This window comes from Variovorax sp. AC103, assembly GCF_979254005.1.
In genome coordinates, this window is the sequence record NZ_CEEDFC010000003.1 from 125,238 (window position 1) to 142,948 (window position 17,711).

Genomic DNA, 17,711 nt, shown 5'->3' on the forward strand with positions numbered 1-17,711 from the left:
CCGCAGATTCTTCAGATCCCAACCTCATCGCGATTTTCGAAAGAGAAAGCACATGACCCAAGCACCCCCCGCCTCCGAGCGGCGCTACCAGAGCGGCTTCGGCAACGAGTACGCCTCGGAGGCCGTGCCCGGCGCCCTGCCCCAGGGCCGCAACAACCCGCAGCGCGGGCCGCTCGACCTGTACACCGAGCTGATCTCGGGCACCGCCTTCACCGCGCCGCGCCACGAGAACCGCCGCACCTGGCTGTACCGCCGCCAGCCCTCGGTGGTGTCGGGCCGCTACCAGCCCTATGCGCAGGCGCACTGGACCACCGGCGCCGACCGCGAGATCGCGCTGCCACCCGAGCCTCTGCGCTGGCACCCGCAGCCGCTGGACGGCGCGGGCGAGGTCGACTTCATCGACGGCATGCACACCATCGCGGCCAACGGCGATGCCGAGTCGCAGGTCGGCATCGGCTCGCTGATGTACCTGGCCGGCCGCTCGATGGAACGCCGCGCCTTCGTGAACGCCGACGGCGAGATGCTGGTGGTGCCGCAGCAGGGCCGCCTGGTCATCACCACCGAGCTCGGCGTGCTCGACGTGAAGCCCGGCGAAATCGCGCTGCTGCCGCGCGGCATGGCCTTCAAGGTGGCATTGCCCGACGGTCTTTCGCGCGGCTACGTCTGCGAGAACTACGGCGCGCATTTCCGCCTGCCCGAGCTGGGCCCGATCGGCTCGAACGGCCTGGCCAATGCGCGCGACTTCCAGGCGCCGGTGGCGGCCTTCGAATCGGAAGAAGGCGCCTACGAGATCGTCAAGAAATTCGGCGGCCGCTTCTGGAAGGCGCCTGCCAAGCAGTCGCCCTTCAACGTGGTCGCCTGGCACGGCAACCTGGCCCCCGTGAAGTACGACACGGCGCACTTCATGGTGATCGGCTCGATCAGCTTCGACCACCCCGACCCGTCGATCTTCACCGTGCTGACCGCGCCCAGCGACACGCCCGGCACCGCCAACTGCGACTTCGTGATCTTCCCGCCGCGCTGGATGGTGATGGAAAACACCTTCCGCCCGCCATGGTTCCACCGCAACCTGATGAGCGAGTTCATGGGCCTGGTGCTGGGCGAGTACGACGCCAAGCCGGGCGGCTTCAAGCCCGGTGGCGCGAGCCTGCACAACTGCATGGTGCCGCACGGGCCGGACGAGGAAGCCTTCGACAAGGCGACGAACGCCGACCTGAAGCCGCACAAGCTGGACAACACGCTGGCCTTCATGTTCGAGAGCCGCTACCGCTTCATTCCCACCAATTTCGCGCTGCAGAGCAGCGCACTCGACACCGACTACGCCGACTGCTGGGCCGGCCTGAAAGACCAATTCAAAGCATGAACAAGACAACCGCCTTCGTCATCACCCGCCGCGCCGCGGCCGTCGCCCTGCTGGCCGCGCCCTTCCTCACGCACGCGGCCGACTTTCCGACCAAGCCCATCCGCTTCGTCGTGCCCTACTCGCCCGGCGGCACCACCGACCTGGTGGCGCGCACGGTGGGCCAGAAGGTGTCGGAGAAGCTGGGCCAGCCGGTGCTGATCGACAACCGCGGCGGCGCGGGCGGCAACATCGGCATGGACGCCGTGGCCAAGGCCGCGCCCGACGGCTACACCATCGGCTTCGGCGCCATCTCGACCAATGCGCTGAACCCGCACATCTACAAGTCGATGGCCTTCGATCCGCGCAAGGACTTCACCGCCATCAGCCTGCTGGGCACCTCGACCATCGTGCTGGAAGTGCCTGCGGTCTCGCCGATCAAGTCGGTGCCCGAGCTGATCGCCGCCGCAAAGAAGAACCCCGGCATGCCCTACGCCACCGCGGGCGCCGGCACCTCGATGAACCTGGCCGGCGTGATGTTCGCGCAGATGACCGGCACCGAGCTCGTGCACGTGGCCTACAAGGGCAGCGGCCCGGCGATCACCGACATGCTGGGCAACAACATCGGCGTGATGTTCGACAACCTGCCGGCGTCCCTGCCGCACATCCAGGCCGGCAAGCTGCGCGCGCTGGCCGTGGCGGGCCCCACGCGCTCGCCCTCGCTGCCCGACGTGCCGACGATGGCCGAGGCCGGCCTGAAGGGCTATGCGCTGGACCCTTGGTTCGGCGTGTACGGCCCGGCGAAGCTGCCGGCGCCGATCGTGAAGGCGCTGAACGAAGCCTTTGTCGAAGCGCTGGCCATGCCGGACGTGAAGGCCAAGCTGCAGCAAGCCGGCTTCTCGCCGCGCGGCTCGACCGCGCAGGAGCTGACCACGCTGACCGACACCGAATACAAGCGCCTGGGCGATGTGGCTCGCAAAGCCGGCATGACCGCAGACTGATCAGACACACAGAAAGACATCCATGACCGCACTCAACGCCACCCATGACCCGAAGCTGCGCAGCTGGGTCGCCTCGGCCAACGAAGCCGGCACCGACTTCCCGGTGCAGAACCTGCCCTTCGGCCGCTTTCGCACCGCGGGCAGCGCAGAGGCCTTCCGCATCGGCGTGGCCATCGGCGACCAGGTGCTCGACTTGAAGGCCGCCGGCCTGGTCGACACCGACGACATGAACGCGCTGATGAGCGCGCCCGTGAAAGACCGCCAGGCCCTGCGCGCCGCGATCTCCGCGGGCCTGGCCGAAGGCAGCGACAAGCAGGCCGCCTGGGCCAAGGCGCTGCTGCCGCAAGCCAAGGCCGAGATGACCGTGCCCTGCCGCATCGGCGACTACACCGACTTCTACACCGGCATCCATCACGCGACGACCATCGGCAAGCTGTTCCGCCCCGACCAGCCGCTGATGCCCAACTACAAGTGGGTGCCCATCGGCTACCACGGCCGTGCCTCGTCCATCGGCGTGAGCGGCCAGGTCTTCAAGCGCCCGCAGGGCCAGACAAAGGCGCCCGACGCGACCGCGCCGAGCTTCGGCCCGTCGAAGCGGCTCGACTACGAGCTGGAGCTGGGCTTTTTGGTGGGCCAGGGCAATGCGCTGGGCGAACCCATTGCCATCGGCGAGGCGGAAGACCATCTGTTCGGCGTGACGCTGCTCAACGACTGGTCGGCGCGCGACCTGCAGGCCTGGGAATACCAGCCGCTCGGCCCGTTCCTGGCGAAGAACTTCGCCAGCACGCTGTCGCCGTGGATCGTGACGATGGAAGCGCTGGCGCCGTTCCGCGCGAAGTTCGAGCGGCCCGCCGAAGATCCGCAGCCGCTGCCCTACCTCGACTCGGCCGCGAACCGCGAGAGCGGCGCGCTCGACATCACGCTCGAAGTGCTGCTGCAGACCGCGAAGATGCGCGACGAAGGCGTTGCGCCCGTGCGCCTCACGCGCGGCAACACGACCGAAGCCGCGTACTGGACGGCCGCGCAGCTCGTCACGCACCACACGGTGAACGGCTGCAACCTGCAGCCGGGCGACCTGCTGGGCTCGGGCACGCTGTCGGGGCCCAAGCCCGACGAGGCGGGTTCGCTGATGGAACTGACGCTGGGCGGCAAGCAGCCGATCACGCTGCCGAACGGCGAGAAGCGCACCTTCCTGGAAGACGGCGACACGCTGGTGATCCGCGGCTACTGCGAGCGCGCGGGTGCGGTGCGTATCGGGTTGGGCGAGGTCAGCGGCACGGTGGTCTGAGGCATCGCGCGGACTTGATTGCCGCGAGCCCCCACCCCAACCCTCCCCCGGAAGGGGAGGGAGAAAGACCTCGGAGCATTCGCAGTCGGTGCGTTGTCTTGCTCCTTCCCCTCCCGGGGGAAGGCTGGGATGGGGGCACGCGGCCTGCGAAAAGCCGTCGGTCTGCGATACGCCGCTTGCCCCCAACCCTCCCCCAGCGGGAGAGGGAGCAAGGCATCAGGGCGCCGTTGCAGGCGTTGCCACGGGCGCTGGCCACGCCACTTCGCTCGCCACGCGCGGCTTGCCCACCGGCGCGGTCGCCTTGCCGATCTTCACGGCGGCCAGGTCGGCCTCGCTCGGGTACTGGTTCGCGAGCCAGTAGTCGAACACGCGGCGCGCAATGGGCGCCGCAGCGCCCGCGCCCCAGCCGGCGTTTTCCACGATCACCGCGATGGCGATCTTCGGGTCGCTCACCGGCGCGAAGCCCATGAACAGGGCGTGGTCGCGCTGGTGCTCCTCGAGCGCGCGGGCGTTGTACTTGGTGTTCTGCGCCTGCGTCACGGCCTGCGCGGTGCCGGTCTTGCCGGCCGCCTGGTAGAGCGCCCCCGCGAACACGCCGCGCGCCGTGCCGCTGGTGACCACGCTGGTCAGGCCTTCGCGAATCACCGAAATCGCCGCCGGCGTGTAGCCGAGGTTTTCCGCCGGCATCTGCGGCAGCGGCACCACCTGCCCGCTCACCGTGTTGCGCGTGGCCAGCACGAGGTGCGGCTTGTGCTTGATGCCGCCGTCGGCCACGATGGACGTGGCCTGCGCCAGCTGCAGCATGGTGAAGGCGTTGTAGCCCTGGCCGATGCCCAGCGAAATGGTCTCGCCCGCGTACCACTTCTTCTGCTCGGGACGCTTGTAGGTGTTGCGCTTCCACTCGGTGCTCGGCAGCACGCCGCGCACCTCGCCGCCCAGGTCGATGCCGGTGATCTGGCCGAAGCCCAGGGGCTTCATGGCGTCGTGGATCATGTCCACGCCCATCTCGTTGGCCAGCGAATAGAAGTAGATGTTGCTCGACAGCTGGATCGCGCGGCGCATGTCCACGCCGCCCAGGTTGCCTTCGGGGCTGCCGAAGCGGTGGCCGCCGAAGTTGAAGTAGCCGGGGTCGTTCACCACCACGCTGGGGCCGCGCTTGCCGGTCTGCAGCGCCGCCAGCGCCATGAAGGGCTTGTAGGTGGAGCCGGGCGGGTAGGTGCCGCGCAGGGCCCGGTTGAGCAAGGGCTTGTCGAGCGACTCGGTCAGCGCCGCCCAGCTTTCGTTGTCGATGCCCTCGACGAACAGGTTGGGGTCGAAGGTGGGCTTGCTCACGAAGGCCAGCACCTCGCCGGTCTTGGGATCGATGGCCACCACTGCGCCGCGGCGCTCGCCGAACATGTCTTCCACCAGCTTCTGCAGCTTGATGTCCAGCGACAGCATCACGGTGTTGCCGGGCGTGGCCGGGTGGCTGGCCAGGCGTCGCACGGCGCGCCCGCCGGCCGAGGTTTCCATCTGCTCGACGCCGGTCTGGCCGTGCAGCGTCTTCTCGTAGCTCTGCTCGATGCCCAGCTTGCCGATGTAGTCGGTGCCCTTGTAGTTGGCCTGGTCTTCCTCGGCCCAGTCTTCCATCGCGACCTTCTCGCGCTGGTTGATGCGCCCGATGTAGCCGAGCACGTGCGCGGCCAGCTCGCCCTGGGGGTAGTTGCGGAACAGGCGCGCCTTGATCTCCACGCCCGGAAAGCGGTAGCGCTGCGCCGCGAAGCGCGCCACCTCTTCGTCGCTCAGGCGGGTGCGGATCGGAATGGAGTCGAAGCTGCGCGAGTCCTCGCGCAGGCGCTTGAAGCGGCGGCGGTCGCGCGGCGAGACCTCGAGCACCTGCGTGAGGCTGTCGATGGTTTCGTCGACGTCGCCCACCTTCGAGGGCGTGATCTCCAGCGTGTAGGCCGAGTAGTTCGAGGCCAGCACGATGCCGTTGCGGTCGAGGATGAGACCCCGGTTGGGCACCACCGGCACCACCGCCGTGCGGTTGCTCTCGGCCTGCTCGGCCAGGTCTTCGTGCCGCGTGACCTGCAGGTAGATCAGCCGCGCGCACAGCAGGCCGAACGCGAACAGCACAGCCATGCCGATGACGATCACACGGCGCTTGAAGCGCGCGAGGTCGACGGCAACGTTGCGGATTTCGGTCATGGCGGTGCGAGCTTAGGCGCGTGCAGCTGCGATGGCAAATGCGGGGGCGCGGGTACGCCGCCGGGCCGCCCCGAGGTGGGCCGCGCCTCCCCCTCGGGGGGTGGAGCTGCACGCAGCGAAGCGAAGTGAAAAGCCGGGGGGCGCCATGACTAGAGCGGGCGGTTCTCGTCCCGGTCGGGGGTGCGGCGCTGGGGCGCGAGCAGCAGGGCCGAGGCCAGCGGCCACAGCGCGGCCTCGATGCCGGGCGAGATCAGCACCGTCCAGCCCGGGAACACGCCGCCGCCGATCAGGCGCGTGACCACCTCGATCAGCTGCGACAGCGCAAACAGCGGCAGCACCTGCAGCGCCTGCGACAGCACCGGGTACCACAGCAGGCGCCGGTGGATGGTGATCGCGAAGAAGCCCAGCGTGGTGTAGGACAGCGCATGCTGGCCCAGCATCGACGACTGGTGCACGTCCATGAACAGCCCGAACACGAAGGCCGCGCCGATGCCCACGCGCATGGGCTGATGCACGCCCCAGAACACGATCACCAGCGCCAGCAGGTCGGGCATCCAGACGGCGCGACCGATCGGGATCATGTTGACCAGCGCCGCCACGATGAGGCTGGTCCACATGAACACCGGGCTGACGGGCAGCAGCAGCTGCTGTTGGCCGGGACGCTTGATCATCGGCGTTCCCCCTGCTTCTTCTCGTTCTTGCCCGCGCCGGGCTTGCCGTCGGGGCGCTTGCGCTGCGTGGCCGCGGGCGCGGCCGCGGGCGGCGCGGACGGCGTGCCGGTGGGCGCCAGCACCAGCACATAGCGCGCGGCCGTCACGTGGGACAGCGGCACGCAGTAGATGCGGGCGAAGGCCGAGTCGGCGCGCCGCTCGATGCGCTCGATCTTCGCCACCGGCAGGCCGGCGGGGTAGATGCCGTCGACACCGCTGGTGGACAGCAGGTCGCCTTCCTGCAGGTCGGCATTGGCGGCCATGAAGCGCAGCTCCAGCCCGCCGCCGTGCGCCGAGGCGTCGCCGAAGGCCACGCTGCGCACGCCGGTGCGGGTGTTCTGCACGGGAATGGCCAGGTCGCGGTCGATCACCAGCGTGACCTCGCTCGTGAAGGGCAGCACCTGCGTGACCTGGCCCAGCACGCCGCGCGAATCGATCACCGGCGAGCCGGGCGCCACGCCCTGGGCCATGCCCTGGTCGATGACGATCTTGCGCGTGTAGGGGTCGGCCGCGTCGTAGAGCACCTCGGCCGCGCGGCCCGGGGTCTGCGTGGTCTGGCGCAGTTCGAGCAGTTCGCGCAGGCGGACGTTGTCCTGCGCCAGCGTGTCGGCCTGGGCGGCGCGCTCGGCCTGCATCATGAGCGCCTTGCGCGCTTCGTCCTCGTTGCGCTGCGCGGTCTGCAGGTCTTCGAGGTAGCGCCCGCCGCCCATCACGGCCTGCACCGGCTTCAGCGCCACCCATTGCACCGGATAGAGCACCGCGCCGATGGCCGCGCGAACCGGCTGCACGATGTGAAAGCGTGCATCGGCCACCATGAGGAACAGGGAGAGTGCGCCGAAGAAGATCAGCTTGCTGAGCGCCGACTGCCCCTGGTTGAACAGGGGGGGCGCTGTGCGATCGAGCGTGCCCAGAGGCATGGGTTCAGACCTGGCGGTAGTGCTGCTGCATCAAATAACAAAAGGCCGGCCTGCGCAAGCAGAGGCCGGCCGATGAGGGCTGGTGCGCCTTCACTCGCTCGTGAAGATGCTTCCGAGCCGGTCCATGCGCTCCAGCGCAATGCCGCAACCGCGCACCACGCAGGTCAGCGGGTCCTCGGCCACCAGCACCGGCAGGCCGGTTTCCTCGGCCAGCAGGCGGTCGAGGTCGCGCAGCAGGGCACCGCCGCCGGTGAGCATCATGCCGCGGTCGGCAATGTCGGCGCCCAGTTCGGGCGGTGTCTGTTCCAGCGCGTTCTTCACCGCCGAGACGATGTTGTTGAGCGGATCGGTCAGGGCTTCCAGCACTTCGTTGCTGCTGATGGTGAAGCTGCGCGGCACGCCTTCGGAGAGGTTGCGGCCCTTGACTTCCATTTCCTTGACTTCGGAGCCCGGGAAGGCCGAGCCGATGGTCTTCTTGATGACTTCGGCCGTCGGCTCGCCGATCAGCATGCCGTAGTTGCGGCGGATGTAGTTGATGATGGCTTCGTCGAAGCGGTCGCCGCCCACGCGGACCGAGCCCTTGTAGACCATGCCGCCCAGGCTGATGACGCCCACTTCGGTGGTGCCGCCGCCGATGTCCACCACCATCGAGCCCGAGGCTTCGCTGACGGGCAGGCCGGCGCCGATGGCCGCGGCCATGGGTTCCTCGATGAGGTAGACCGACGTGGCGCCGGCGGCTTCGGCCGCGTCCTTGATGGCGCGGCGCTCGACCTGGGTCGAGCCGCAGGGCACGCAGATGATGATGCGCGGGCTCGGCGTGAGCAGCGTGCGCGGGTGCACCATCTTGATGAACTGCTTGATCATCTGCTCGGTGATCACGAAGTCGGCGATGACGCCGTCCTTCATCGGGCGGATCGCCTCGATGTTGCCGGGCACCTTGCCCAGCATGGCCTTGGCCTCGCGGCCGACGGCCTGGATCACCTTCTTGCCGTGGGGACCGCCTTCATGGCGGATGGCCACCACGGAAGGCTCGTCCAGCACGATGCCCTTGTTGCGGGCAAATATCAGGGTGTTGGCGGTGCCGAGGTCGATCGCAAGGTCGGTGGAAAAGTACCGACGGAAAGCTCCAAACATGTGCGGAATCCTCTGAGCACGGCCTGCGCATCGACAGGTCGTCGCTCTATTTTTTGGGTCGTTTGACGGGGTGAATTGATCGTTTTTGGCGCAAAAGCCGGCGCGTTCGCGGGGGTTGCGGCAAAGGCGGGATAATACCCGAATCCCCTCTGATTCCTGTATTAGCACCGGCCTCGCGGTGCGATTACCTTCGCTTTTTGGCGTCTAGCCCCTATGTCACTTTCCGCTTCCGATATCGCGCGCATTGCCTCACTGGCAAGGCTGCAGCTGGCCTCCGACGAAAGCGAGCGCATGCTCAGCCAGATCAATGGCTTTTTCGACCTGGTCGAGCGCATGCGTTCCGTGGACACCACCGGCGTCGAGCCGCTGGCCCATCCCGTGGCCGCCATCGAAGACATCACGCTGCGCCTGCGCGACGACGTGGTGAGCGAGCCGAACAACCGCGAAGCCAACCAGAAGAGCGCCCCGGCCGTCGAAGCCGGCCTGTTCCTCGTGCCCAAGGTGATCGAATGATGAGCAGCGGTGAATTGCACCAGATGAGCGTGGTCGCGCTGGCAAAAGCGCTGGCCGACCGCAAGGTTTCGGCCGTCGAGGCCTCGCAGGTTTTCCTGGGCCGCATGAAGACCCACGAATCGCTCGGCACCTTCGTCGCCGTGAATGAGGAAGTCACGCTGGCCCAGGCCCGCGCGGCCGACGCCCTGATCGCCAAGTGCAACGCCCCGGCGCTGGCCGGCGTGCCGATCGCGCACAAGGACATCTTCGTCACCACCGATTTCGCCACCACCGCCGGCTCGAAGATGCTCGCGGGCTACCGCTCGCCCTTCGACGCCACCGTGGTGCGCCGCCTGGCCGAGGCCGGCGCGGTCACGCTGGGCAAGCTGAGCTGCGACGAGTTCGCGATGGGCTCGGCCAACGAGAACGTCGCCGTGCCCGCCGTGGGCCACGACCAGCCCGTGCCCGTGCGCAACCCCTGGAACCGCGCGCACATTCCGGGCGGCTCGTCCGGCGCCAGCGCGGCGGCCGTGGCGGCCCGCCTGGCCCCCGCGGCCACCGGCACCGACACCGGCGGCTCCATCCGCCAGCCCGCCTCGTTCTGCGGCGTGACCGGCATCAAGCCGACCTACGGCCGCGCCTCGCGCTACGGCATGGTGGCCTTCGCCTCCAGCCTCGACCAGGCCGGCCCGATGGCCCGCTCGGCCGAAGACTGCGCGCTGCTGCTGTCGGCCTTCTGCGGCCCCGACCTCGACCGCGACTCCACCTCGCTCGACAAGCCCGCCGAAGACTTCGGCCGCTCGCTGAACGACTCGCTCGAAGGCCTGCGCATCGGCGTGCCCAAGGAGTTCTTCGGCGAAGGCGTGGCACCCGGCGTGCGCGCCGCCATTGACGCCGCACTGCGCGAATACGAGAAGCTGGGCGCCAGGCGCGTCGAGGTCTCGCTGCCGCGCACAGAGCTGTCGATTCCCGTGTACTACATCCTGGCCGCGGCCGAGGCCTCGAGCAACCTGAGCCGCTTCGACGGCGTGAAGTTCGGCCACCGCGCCAGGCAGTACAAGGACCTGGCCGAGATGTACGAGCGCACGCGCGCCGAAGGCTTCGGCGACGAGGTGAAGCGCCGCATCATGATCGGCACCTACGTGCTCTCGCACGGCTACTACGACGCGTACTACCTGCAGGCGCAGAAGGTGCGCCGCATGATCGCCGACGACTTCCAGCAGGCCTTCGAACAGTGCGACGTGATCGCCGGCCCCGCCGCGCCGACCACCGCATGGAAGCTCGGCGAGCACGGCGACGACCCCGTGGCCGACTACCTCGCCGACATCTTCACCCTGCCCGCCTCGCTGGCCGGCCTCCCAGGCATGAGCGTGCCGGCGGGCTTCGACGCCGGCCTGCCCGTGGGCCTGCAGCTCATCGGCAACTACTTCGGCGAAGCCAGGCTGCTCAACGCGGGCCATCGCTTCCAGCAAGCCACCGACTGGCACGCACGCACGCCGGAGGGCTTCTGAAATGAGCGAAACCGTGAACACATTCGAAGCACAGCAACAAGGCCGCCCGACCGGCCCGCTGGTGCGCGGCTATGAAGTCATCATCGGCTTCGAGACGCACGCCCAGCTGTCGACCGCCAGCAAGATCTTCAGCCGCGCCTCCACCGCCTTCGGCGCCGAGCCCAACACGCAGGCCTGCGCGGTCGACCTGGCGCTGCCCGGCACGCTGCCCGTGATGAACAAGGGCGCGGTCGAACGCGCCATCAAGCTCGGCCTGGCGCTGGGCTCGCACATCGCGCCGCGCAGCGTGTTCGCGCGCAAGAACTACTTCTACCCCGACCTGCCCAAGGGCTACCAGATCAGCCAGTTCGAGATCCCGGTGGTGCAAGGCGGCGCGGTGTCGTTCTTTCTCGGCGAAGAAAAGAAGACCGTGCGCCTGGTGCGCGCCCACCTCGAGGAAGACGCGGGCAAGTCGCTGCACGAGGACTTCATCGGCCAGAGCGGCATCGACCTGAACCGCGCCGGCACGCCGCTGCTCGAGATCGTGACCGAGCCCGACATGCGCTCCACCGCCGAGGCCGTGGCCTATGCGCGCGAGCTGCACAAGATCGTCACCTGGATCGGCATCTGCGACGGCAACATGCAGGAAGGGAGCTTCCGCTGCGACGCCAACGTGTCGGTGCGCAAGCCCGGCGACAAGCTCGGCACGCGCCGCGAGATCAAGAACCTGAACAGCTTCAAGTTCATGCAGCAGGCGATCGACTACGAGATCAACTCGCAGATCGACGAGCTCGAAGACGGCCGCGCGATCGAGCAGGCCACCGTGCTGTTCGACCCCGCCACCGGCGAGACGCGCACCATGCGCACCAAGGAAGACGCGGCCGACTACCGCTACTTTCCAGACCCCGACCTGCCGCCGCTGAGCATCGCGCCCGAGTGGATCGAGCGCGTGAGGGCCACCATGCCCGAGCTGCCGCGCGCCACCGCCGAGCGCTACGTCCGCGACCACGGCCTGTCGGAATACGACGCCGCGCAGCTCACGCAGAGCGCGGCGCTGGCCGGCTACTTCGACGATGCCGTGAACGCGGGCGCCACGCCCAAGCTGGCGAGCAACTGGATCACCGGCGAGATGGCACGCCGCCTGAACGCCGCGGAAATCGGCATCGAGGCCGCGCCCGTGAAGGCGCAACAACTGGCACAGCTGGTCAAGCGCATCGCCGAAGGCACGCTGCCCAACAACGCGGCGCGCCAGGTGTTCGATGCGCTGTGGACCGGCGAAGGCAGCGATGTGGACGCGATCATCGAGGCGAAAGACCTCAAGCCCATGGCCGACACCGGCGCGCTCGACAAGATCCTCGACGAGGTGATCGCGAAGAACGCGAAGAACGTCGAGGAGTACCGCGGCGGCAAGGAGAAGGCGCTCAACGCCCTCGTGGGTCAGGTCATGAAGGCCAGCGGGGGCAAGGCGAACCCCGCGCAGGTGACCGAGCTGCTCAAGGCCAAGCTGGGCTGACCGCCCCTGCCGCTTCCAGAAACACCGAGGAACCGGCTTTGCCGGGCCTCAGGTGTTGCCCCCGGCAGGGGGTGGGAGCAGCGACACGCAGTGCCGCAGCTTGGAAGGTTACTTGTTCGTTCCGCCGTTTTGAGGCGACCAGAGCGCCTTCAGGCGCACGCGCTCCTCGTCGAAGCGCGCATTCACCCGCTTCTTCTCGTCTTCCTGCTCCGCGATGAAGCGGTTCTGCACCGCCACGCTCTGCGTGTTGTCCTCGATCTTGCGGCGCACCGAGCCGGGCGCCTTGCTCGGGTCCAGCTTGTAGAACTCCATCTCCTCGTCGATCTTCTTGCGGTCTTCGGCCAGCTCGGCAATGCGCTTGCGCGCCGCCTGGGTCACCGCATCGACCTGCGCCAGCGCCTCGTTGCGCTCGCGGTCGTGCGTGGCGGCGTTCGGATAGCGCACCAGCAACGCACGCTCGCGGCGGCGCTCGTCGGTGATGCGCGCGGCCTGGATGGCGGCTTCGCGGGCGCGGTCTTCGCGCTCCTGCAGTTCGCGCGCCGTGTAGGTCGGCTCGACCTTGCGGCGCACCGAGCCGCTCGGGTTCAGCTCGCGCTGCTCGCGGTCGCTGCACTCGGCAATCGGCCGGTCGGCCGTGAGCGTGCGGCCGCGGGCGTCGGTGCAGGTGAAGATGCCGGGCCCGGCGCCTTCAAGCTTCTGCGGCTGCGCATGCAACGCGCCGCAGAACGATGAAGCCAGGACGAAGAAAAACGCCGCTGCCCGCAGGCGAGTCGGCTGGCCGTGATCGCGGGCGTGCATGCGGGCCTTGCCTCAGCTGGCGCCGTAGCGCGTGCGGTAGGCCAGCACGCGTTCGCGGTGCGCGCCCAGGTCGGCCGCGGCATTGCCGGAGAGGTAGCTCAGCAGGTCGTCCAGCGTGGCGATGGCGATCACCGACAGGCCCAGCTGGTTGCGCACGTACTGCACGGCGCTGTGGTCCACGTCGACGCCGTTCTCGGTGGCTTTTTCCTGCCGGTCGAGCGCGATGGCCACGGCATGCGGCGTGGCGCCCGCGGCCTGGATCGCGGCAATCGACTCGCGCACCGCCGTGCCGGCCGACATGACGTCGTCCACGATCAGCACGCGGCCCTGGAGCGGCGCGCCCACCAGGTTGCCGCCCTCGCCGTGCGCCTTGGCTTCCTTGCGGTTGTAGGCAAAGGGGTAGTTGCGACCGCGCCGCGCGAGCTCCGCGGCCACCGTGGCGCCCAGCGGAATGCCCTTGTACGCGGGGCCGAAGATCATGTCGAATTCGAGCCCGCTTTCGATCAGCCGGTCTGCATAGAATCCGGCGAGACGGGCGATCTTGCCGCCGTCGTCGAAGAGCCCCGAATTGAAGAAATAAGGACTCATTCGGCCGGCTTTGGTCTTGAATTCGCCGAAGCGCAGCACACCGGCATCCAACGCGAACTGGACGAAGTCCTGTGCGACCGCGCTGCTTTTCTCACCATCTACAGCCATCGGAAATTCCTTGTGTTCAAACTGACCAGTCTCAATCTCAATGGCCTGCGTTCGGCCGCTACCAAAGGCGTGGCCGACTGGGTGGCCGAACTTGCGCCGGATTGTATTTGCATGCAGGAGATCCGGGTCCAGGCCAGCGACATCGAAGGCCGCTTCGAGGAGATGGCCGGCCTGAAGGGCCACTTTCACTTTGCCGAGAAGAAAGGCTACGCCGGCACCGCCATCTACACCAAGCACGCACCGAGCCAGGTGGTGGTGGGCTGGGGCGACGCCGAGTTCGACGCCGAGGGCCGCTACCTCGAACTGCGCTTCGACACGCCCAGCCGCAAGTTCTCCGTCATCAGCTGCTACTTTCCGAGCGGCAGCTCGGGCGAGGAACGGCAGGAGGCCAAGTTCCGCTTTCTGAAGGGCTTCTTTCCGTACCTGATCGCGCTGAAGAAGGAGCGCGACTTCGTGCTCTGCGGCGACATCAACATCGCGCACAAGGAGATCGACCTGAAGAACTGGCGCGGCAACCGCAAGAACAGCGGCTTCCTGCCCGAGGAGCGCGCCTGGATGACGAAGCTGCTGGACGCCGGCGCCGACGGCGCGGGCCTGGTGGACGTGTACCGCATGCTCAAGCCCGACACCACCGACGAGGCCTACACCTGGTGGAGCAACCGCGGCCAGGCCTATGCCAACAACGTGGGGTGGCGGCTGGACTACCACCTGGCCACGCCGGCCATCGGCGCGCTGGCACGCACCGAGCAGATCTACAAGACCGTCAAGTTCAGCGACCACGCGCCGATCACGGTGGAGTACGACTTCACGCTCTGACCGGCAGGCTGCTCAGCGCGACAACGCCGGCAGCGCCTTCACCAGCGTCGCCACGAAGGCCTGCATCGCCTCGGTCTCGTGCGCGCCGCGCTTGGTGATGCGGTAGAAGTCCATGCCCACCTTGGGCTTGACCAGCACGTCGGTGCGCACGCGGTGGCGCCGGCAGGCCGCGAGCGCGAAGGTCGGCATCACGGCAGTGCCGAAGCCGGCCTCCACCATCGAGATCAGCGTGCCGAAGAAATTGAACGCGGGCCGCTGCGCGTCGGCGCAGGCGATGGCGCTCAGTTGCTGGTCGATCACCTTCTGGATCGGGTTGCCCGGCGGCAGGCCGACCAGTTCGGCGCTGCGCAGGGCCGACCAGGGCGCGGTGCCGATGGGCGGTGCTTCTTCGTCATCGGCGCAGGGCGCCACCCGCATCAGGTGAAAACGCCCGACCGGCGTGCGCTCCAGCCCGGCCGCGGCCTTGAAGAAGAAGCCCAGGCCCATGTCGGCGTCGCCGGCCGCCACCATCGCCTCCACGTCGCGCAGGTCGGCGTCGAACAGGCGCAGGCTCACCTGCGGGTGCGCCGTGCGGAAGGTGGTGAACACCTGCGGCAACAGGTGCGAGGACACCAGCGGCGTGGCCGCGATGCGCAGCGTGCGGCGCGCCGCGTCGCCCGCCGCGCCGAGCTCGGCCGCCACGTCGTCCAGGTCGGTCAACAGCCGCTCCACCACCGGCAGCAGCCGCCGGCCTTCGGGCGTGAGGCTCACCACGCGCGTGGTGCGCTCGAACAGGCGGCAGCCCAGCTGCTTTTCCATCTCGCGCACGAGGATGCTCAGGCCCGCCTGCGTGATGTGCGCCTGCTCGGCCGCGCGCGTGAAATTGCCGATGCGCGCCACCTGCAGGAAGGCGCGCATCTGGCGGGTGGAGAGGTTCATAAGGATTCATGATAAATCCATAGCACATCTAAATTTCCCAAATGGTTGATGTGCGTTCCTAATGCGGCCGGAGACAACGAACCGGGCGCGCAAAGCGAAAAGCCAATCACCATGAGCAACGAAGTCATCATCCTGGGCGCCGGCATCGGCGGCCTGACCCTGGCGCTGAGCCTGCACCAGGCCGGCATCCCCTGCCGCGTGTACGAGGCCGTGCCCGAGCTGAAGCCGCTGGGCGTCGGCATCAACCTGCTGCCGCATGCGGTGCGCGAACTGACCGAACTGGGCCTGCTGCCGGCCCTCGACAAGGTGGGCGTGCGCACGCAGGAGGCCGTGTTCTTCACCGAGCACGGCCAGCTGATCTTCCGCGAGGCGGCCGGCCAGCACGCGGGCTACGACTGGCCGCAGTTCTCCATTCACCGCGGCGACCTGCAGACCTTGCTGTACGAGGAGACGCTGAAACGCCTGGGCTCCGACAGCGTGGTGTGCGGCCATCGCTGCACCGGCGCCACGCAGGACGTGCAGGGCGTGACCGTGCACTTCGCCGACGCGCCCTCGGTGCGCGGCGCGGTGGCGGTGGGCTGCGACGGCATCCACTCGGCGCTGCGCAAGCAGTTCTATCCCGACGAAGGCGCGCCGCGCTACTCGGGCGTCAACATGTGGCGCGGCACCACGCGCTGGAAGCCGTTTCTTTCGGGCGGCAGCATGGTGCGCGCGGGCTGGCTCGCGGTCGGCAAGATGGTGATCTACCCGATCCGCAACGACATCGACGCCGAAGGCCACCAACTCGTCAACTGGGTCGCCGAGATCCACGCGCCGCAGCCCGCGCTGCGCGACTGGAGCCGCGCGGGCCGGCTCGAAGACTTCCTGCCGGCCTTTGCCGACTGGCACTTCGACTGGCTCGACGTGCCGGCGCTGATCCGCGCGTCGGACACCATCCTGGAGTACCCGATGGTCGACCAGGACCCGCTGCCGCGCTGGACGCATGGGCGCCTCACGCTGCTGGGCGACGCCGCGCACCCGATGGTGCCGCGCGGCTCCAACGGCGCGGGCCAGGCGATCATCGACGCGCGCTTCCTGGCCGGCGCACTGAAAGACCTGGGCGTGGGCACCGCCGCGCTGGAGGACTACGACCGCGTGCGCGTGAAGGCCACCACCGAGGTGGTGCTGACCAACCGCAGCAACCCGCCCGACGCCATCCTGCGCGAGGTGTTCGAGCGCTCGGGCGGCAAGCGCTTCGACAAGATCGACGACGTGGTGCCCACCGCCGAGCTGCAGGCCATCTCGGACAACTACAAGCGCGTGGCCGGTTACGACCCGGTCGCGTTGAAGGCCCGGCCTTCGTTCCTCTGACACCGCTTTGAACCTGCGCATCCCACACAAGAACTACGGAGACACGACACCATGCGTTCACTGACAAAGACCTTCGCCGCCCTGTTCGCCGCGCTCGGCGTGGCCACCGCCGCCCATGCCTGGCCCGACCAGCCCATCACGCTGGTGGTGCCCTACACGCCCGGCACCGGCATCGACCTGGTGGCGCGCCAGCTCTCGGCCCGCCTGCCGGCCCTGCTGGGCCAGCCGGTGGTCGTGGAGAACATTGCCGGCGCCAGCGGCAACATCGGCAGCGAGCGGGTGGCGCGCGCCAAGCCCGACGGCTACACGCTGATGGTGCAGGTCAACACGCTGGTGATGAACCGCAGCCTGTACAAGTCGCTGAGCTACGACCCGGTGGCCGACTTCGCGCCCGTGTCGCTCACATCGTGGGGCACGCTGCTGCTGGTGACCAACCCGAACGTGCAGAAGGCGGCCTCGGTGCAGCAGATGGTGAGCGCCGCCAAGGCCGCGCCGGGCAAGCTGACCTACGCCACGCCCGGCGTGGGCACGCCGCACCACCTGTCGATGGCCCTGCTGATGCAGGGCACCGGCACCGAGATGCTGCACGTGCCCTACAAGGGCACGGCCGGCGCGGTGACCGACCTGCTGGGCGGGCGCATCGACTACATGTTCCTGCCGGTGCACGTGGCGCTGCAGCACATCCAGGTCGGCAAGCTCAAGGCCATCGCCACCGGCAGCAGCAAGCGCCTGGCGCAACTGCCCGACGTGCCCACGCTGGCCGAGGCCGGCGTGACCGCCGACAACGTGGACATGTGGTACGGCGTGCTCGCGCCGAAGGGCACGCCGCCGGAGGTGGTGGCGCGGCTGAACACGGAGATCGCGAAGGTGCTGAAGCAGCCCGAGGTGGCGAAGTCGTTCGAGTCGCAGGGCATGGTGCCGGCGAGCTCGACGCCGGCGGAGTTCGGCGCGCTGATGAAGAAGGATGCGGACCGCTGGGCGTCCGTGGTCAAGCGCGGGAACATCACGGCGGACTGAGTTGTGTTTTTTCTCCCTCCCCCTCTGGGGGAGGGTCGGGGTGGG

General features: G+C 68.5%; 16 protein-coding genes. 9 read left to right on the top strand and 7 right to left on the bottom strand.

Annotation, left to right across the window (positions count from 1 at the left end; translation table 11 throughout):
- The first annotated feature begins 52 nt into the window (after window positions 1-52).
- Genes hmgA through fahA form a run of 3 tightly spaced genes read left to right on the top strand, consistent with a single transcriptional unit; the run spans window position 53 to window position 3,628 of the window.
- Window positions 53-1,363: a homogentisate 1,2-dioxygenase gene (gene hmgA, locus AC0IYU_RS05280; RefSeq protein ID WP_472113905.1), complete on the top strand. Its 1,311-nt coding sequence runs from the start codon at window positions 53-55 to the stop codon at window positions 1,361-1,363.
- Window positions 1,360-2,340: a Bug family tripartite tricarboxylate transporter substrate binding protein gene (locus tag AC0IYU_RS05285; protein ID WP_472113907.1), complete on the top strand. Its 981-nt coding sequence runs from the start codon at window positions 1,360-1,362 to the stop codon at window positions 2,338-2,340. Before hmgA ends, AC0IYU_RS05285 begins: the two co-directional genes overlap by 4 nt.
- 22 nt (window positions 2,341-2,362) lie before the next feature.
- Window positions 2,363-3,628: a fumarylacetoacetase gene (fahA, locus tag AC0IYU_RS05290; RefSeq protein WP_472113909.1), complete on the top strand. Its 1,266-nt coding sequence runs from the start codon at window positions 2,363-2,365 to the stop codon at window positions 3,626-3,628.
- A gap of 216 nt (window positions 3,629-3,844) precedes the next feature.
- On the opposite strand, the gene mrdA is transcribed toward fahA, so the two are convergent.
- From mrdA to AC0IYU_RS05310, 4 genes are all read right to left on the bottom strand, one after another.
- Window positions 3,845-5,815: a penicillin-binding protein 2 gene (gene mrdA / locus AC0IYU_RS05295; RefSeq protein ID WP_472113912.1), complete on the bottom strand. Its 1,971-nt coding sequence runs from the start codon at window positions 5,813-5,815 to the stop codon at window positions 3,845-3,847.
- A 149-nt stretch (window positions 5,816-5,964) separates the two neighbouring features.
- A complete protein-coding gene (gene mreD / locus AC0IYU_RS05300; protein WP_435487224.1) occupies window positions 5,965-6,486 on the bottom strand; it encodes a rod shape-determining protein MreD in 522 nt (173 codons plus the stop codon).
- Complete coding sequence (mreC, locus tag AC0IYU_RS05305; protein WP_472113915.1) at window positions 6,483-7,442, bottom strand: rod shape-determining protein MreC; 960 nt, start codon at window positions 7,440-7,442, stop codon at window positions 6,483-6,485. Before mreC ends, mreD begins: the two co-directional genes overlap by 4 nt.
- A gap of 90 nt (window positions 7,443-7,532) precedes the next feature.
- Window positions 7,533-8,576 (bottom strand): rod shape-determining protein, encoded by a 1,044-nt coding sequence (locus tag AC0IYU_RS05310; RefSeq protein ID WP_013538761.1) that lies wholly within the window; start codon window positions 8,574-8,576, stop codon window positions 7,533-7,535.
- 213 nt (window positions 8,577-8,789) lie between these two features.
- On the opposite strand from AC0IYU_RS05310, the gene gatC reads away from it, so the two are divergent.
- From gatC to gatB, 3 genes are read left to right on the top strand one after another with little or no spacing between them, the layout of a single operon-like run.
- A complete protein-coding gene (gene gatC, locus AC0IYU_RS05315) occupies window positions 8,790-9,089 on the top strand; it encodes an Asp-tRNA(Asn)/Glu-tRNA(Gln) amidotransferase subunit GatC (protein ID WP_337296593.1) in 300 nt (99 codons plus the stop codon).
- Entirely contained in the window at window positions 9,089-10,579 is a 1,491-nt protein-coding gene (gene gatA, locus AC0IYU_RS05320; RefSeq protein WP_472113918.1) for an Asp-tRNA(Asn)/Glu-tRNA(Gln) amidotransferase subunit GatA, read from the top strand. The genes gatC and gatA overlap by 1 nt, the downstream gene beginning before the upstream one ends.
- Window position 10,580: 1 nt before the next feature.
- The gene (gene gatB / locus AC0IYU_RS05325; RefSeq protein ID WP_472113921.1) at window positions 10,581-12,071 is read left to right on the top strand and encodes an Asp-tRNA(Asn)/Glu-tRNA(Gln) amidotransferase subunit GatB; all 1,491 of its coding nucleotides are present in this window, start codon (window positions 10,581-10,583) and stop codon (window positions 12,069-12,071) included.
- A 108-nt stretch (window positions 12,072-12,179) separates the two neighbouring features.
- Here the strand turns inward: gatB and AC0IYU_RS05330 are convergent, their stop codons facing one another.
- Together AC0IYU_RS05330 and pyrE are read right to left on the bottom strand one after the other, a co-directional pair.
- Window positions 12,180-12,869 (bottom strand): DUF4124 domain-containing protein, encoded by a 690-nt coding sequence (locus tag AC0IYU_RS05330; protein WP_472113924.1) that lies wholly within the window; start codon window positions 12,867-12,869, stop codon window positions 12,180-12,182.
- Window positions 12,870-12,881: 12 nt separating this feature from the next.
- Window positions 12,882-13,565 carry an orotate phosphoribosyltransferase gene (pyrE, locus tag AC0IYU_RS05335; protein ID WP_472113926.1) on the bottom strand — a complete coding sequence of 228 codons (684 nt, stop codon included), beginning with the start codon at window positions 13,563-13,565 and terminating at the stop codon, window positions 12,882-12,884.
- 12 nt (window positions 13,566-13,577) lie between these two features.
- Between pyrE and AC0IYU_RS05340 the strand changes: the two genes are divergently transcribed.
- The gene (locus AC0IYU_RS05340) at window positions 13,578-14,381 is read left to right on the top strand and encodes an exodeoxyribonuclease III (RefSeq protein WP_472113929.1); all 804 of its coding nucleotides are present in this window, start codon (window positions 13,578-13,580) and stop codon (window positions 14,379-14,381) included.
- Between the two features lie 12 nt (window positions 14,382-14,393).
- Here AC0IYU_RS05340 and AC0IYU_RS05345 read toward each other — a convergent pair whose 3' ends face one another.
- Window positions 14,394-15,299 (bottom strand): LysR family transcriptional regulator, encoded by a 906-nt coding sequence (locus AC0IYU_RS05345; RefSeq protein ID WP_472113932.1) that lies wholly within the window; start codon window positions 15,297-15,299, stop codon window positions 14,394-14,396.
- Between the two features lie 111 nt (window positions 15,300-15,410).
- On the opposite strand from AC0IYU_RS05345, the gene AC0IYU_RS05350 reads away from it, so the two are divergent.
- Window positions 15,411-16,649: a flavin-dependent oxidoreductase gene (locus AC0IYU_RS05350; protein ID WP_472113935.1), complete on the top strand. Its 1,239-nt coding sequence runs from the start codon at window positions 15,411-15,413 to the stop codon at window positions 16,647-16,649.
- Window positions 16,650-16,700: 51 nt separating this feature from the next.
- The gene (locus tag AC0IYU_RS05355) at window positions 16,701-17,666 is read left to right on the top strand and encodes a Bug family tripartite tricarboxylate transporter substrate binding protein (RefSeq protein ID WP_472113938.1); all 966 of its coding nucleotides are present in this window, start codon (window positions 16,701-16,703) and stop codon (window positions 17,664-17,666) included.
- Window positions 17,667-17,711 lie beyond the last annotated feature (45 nt).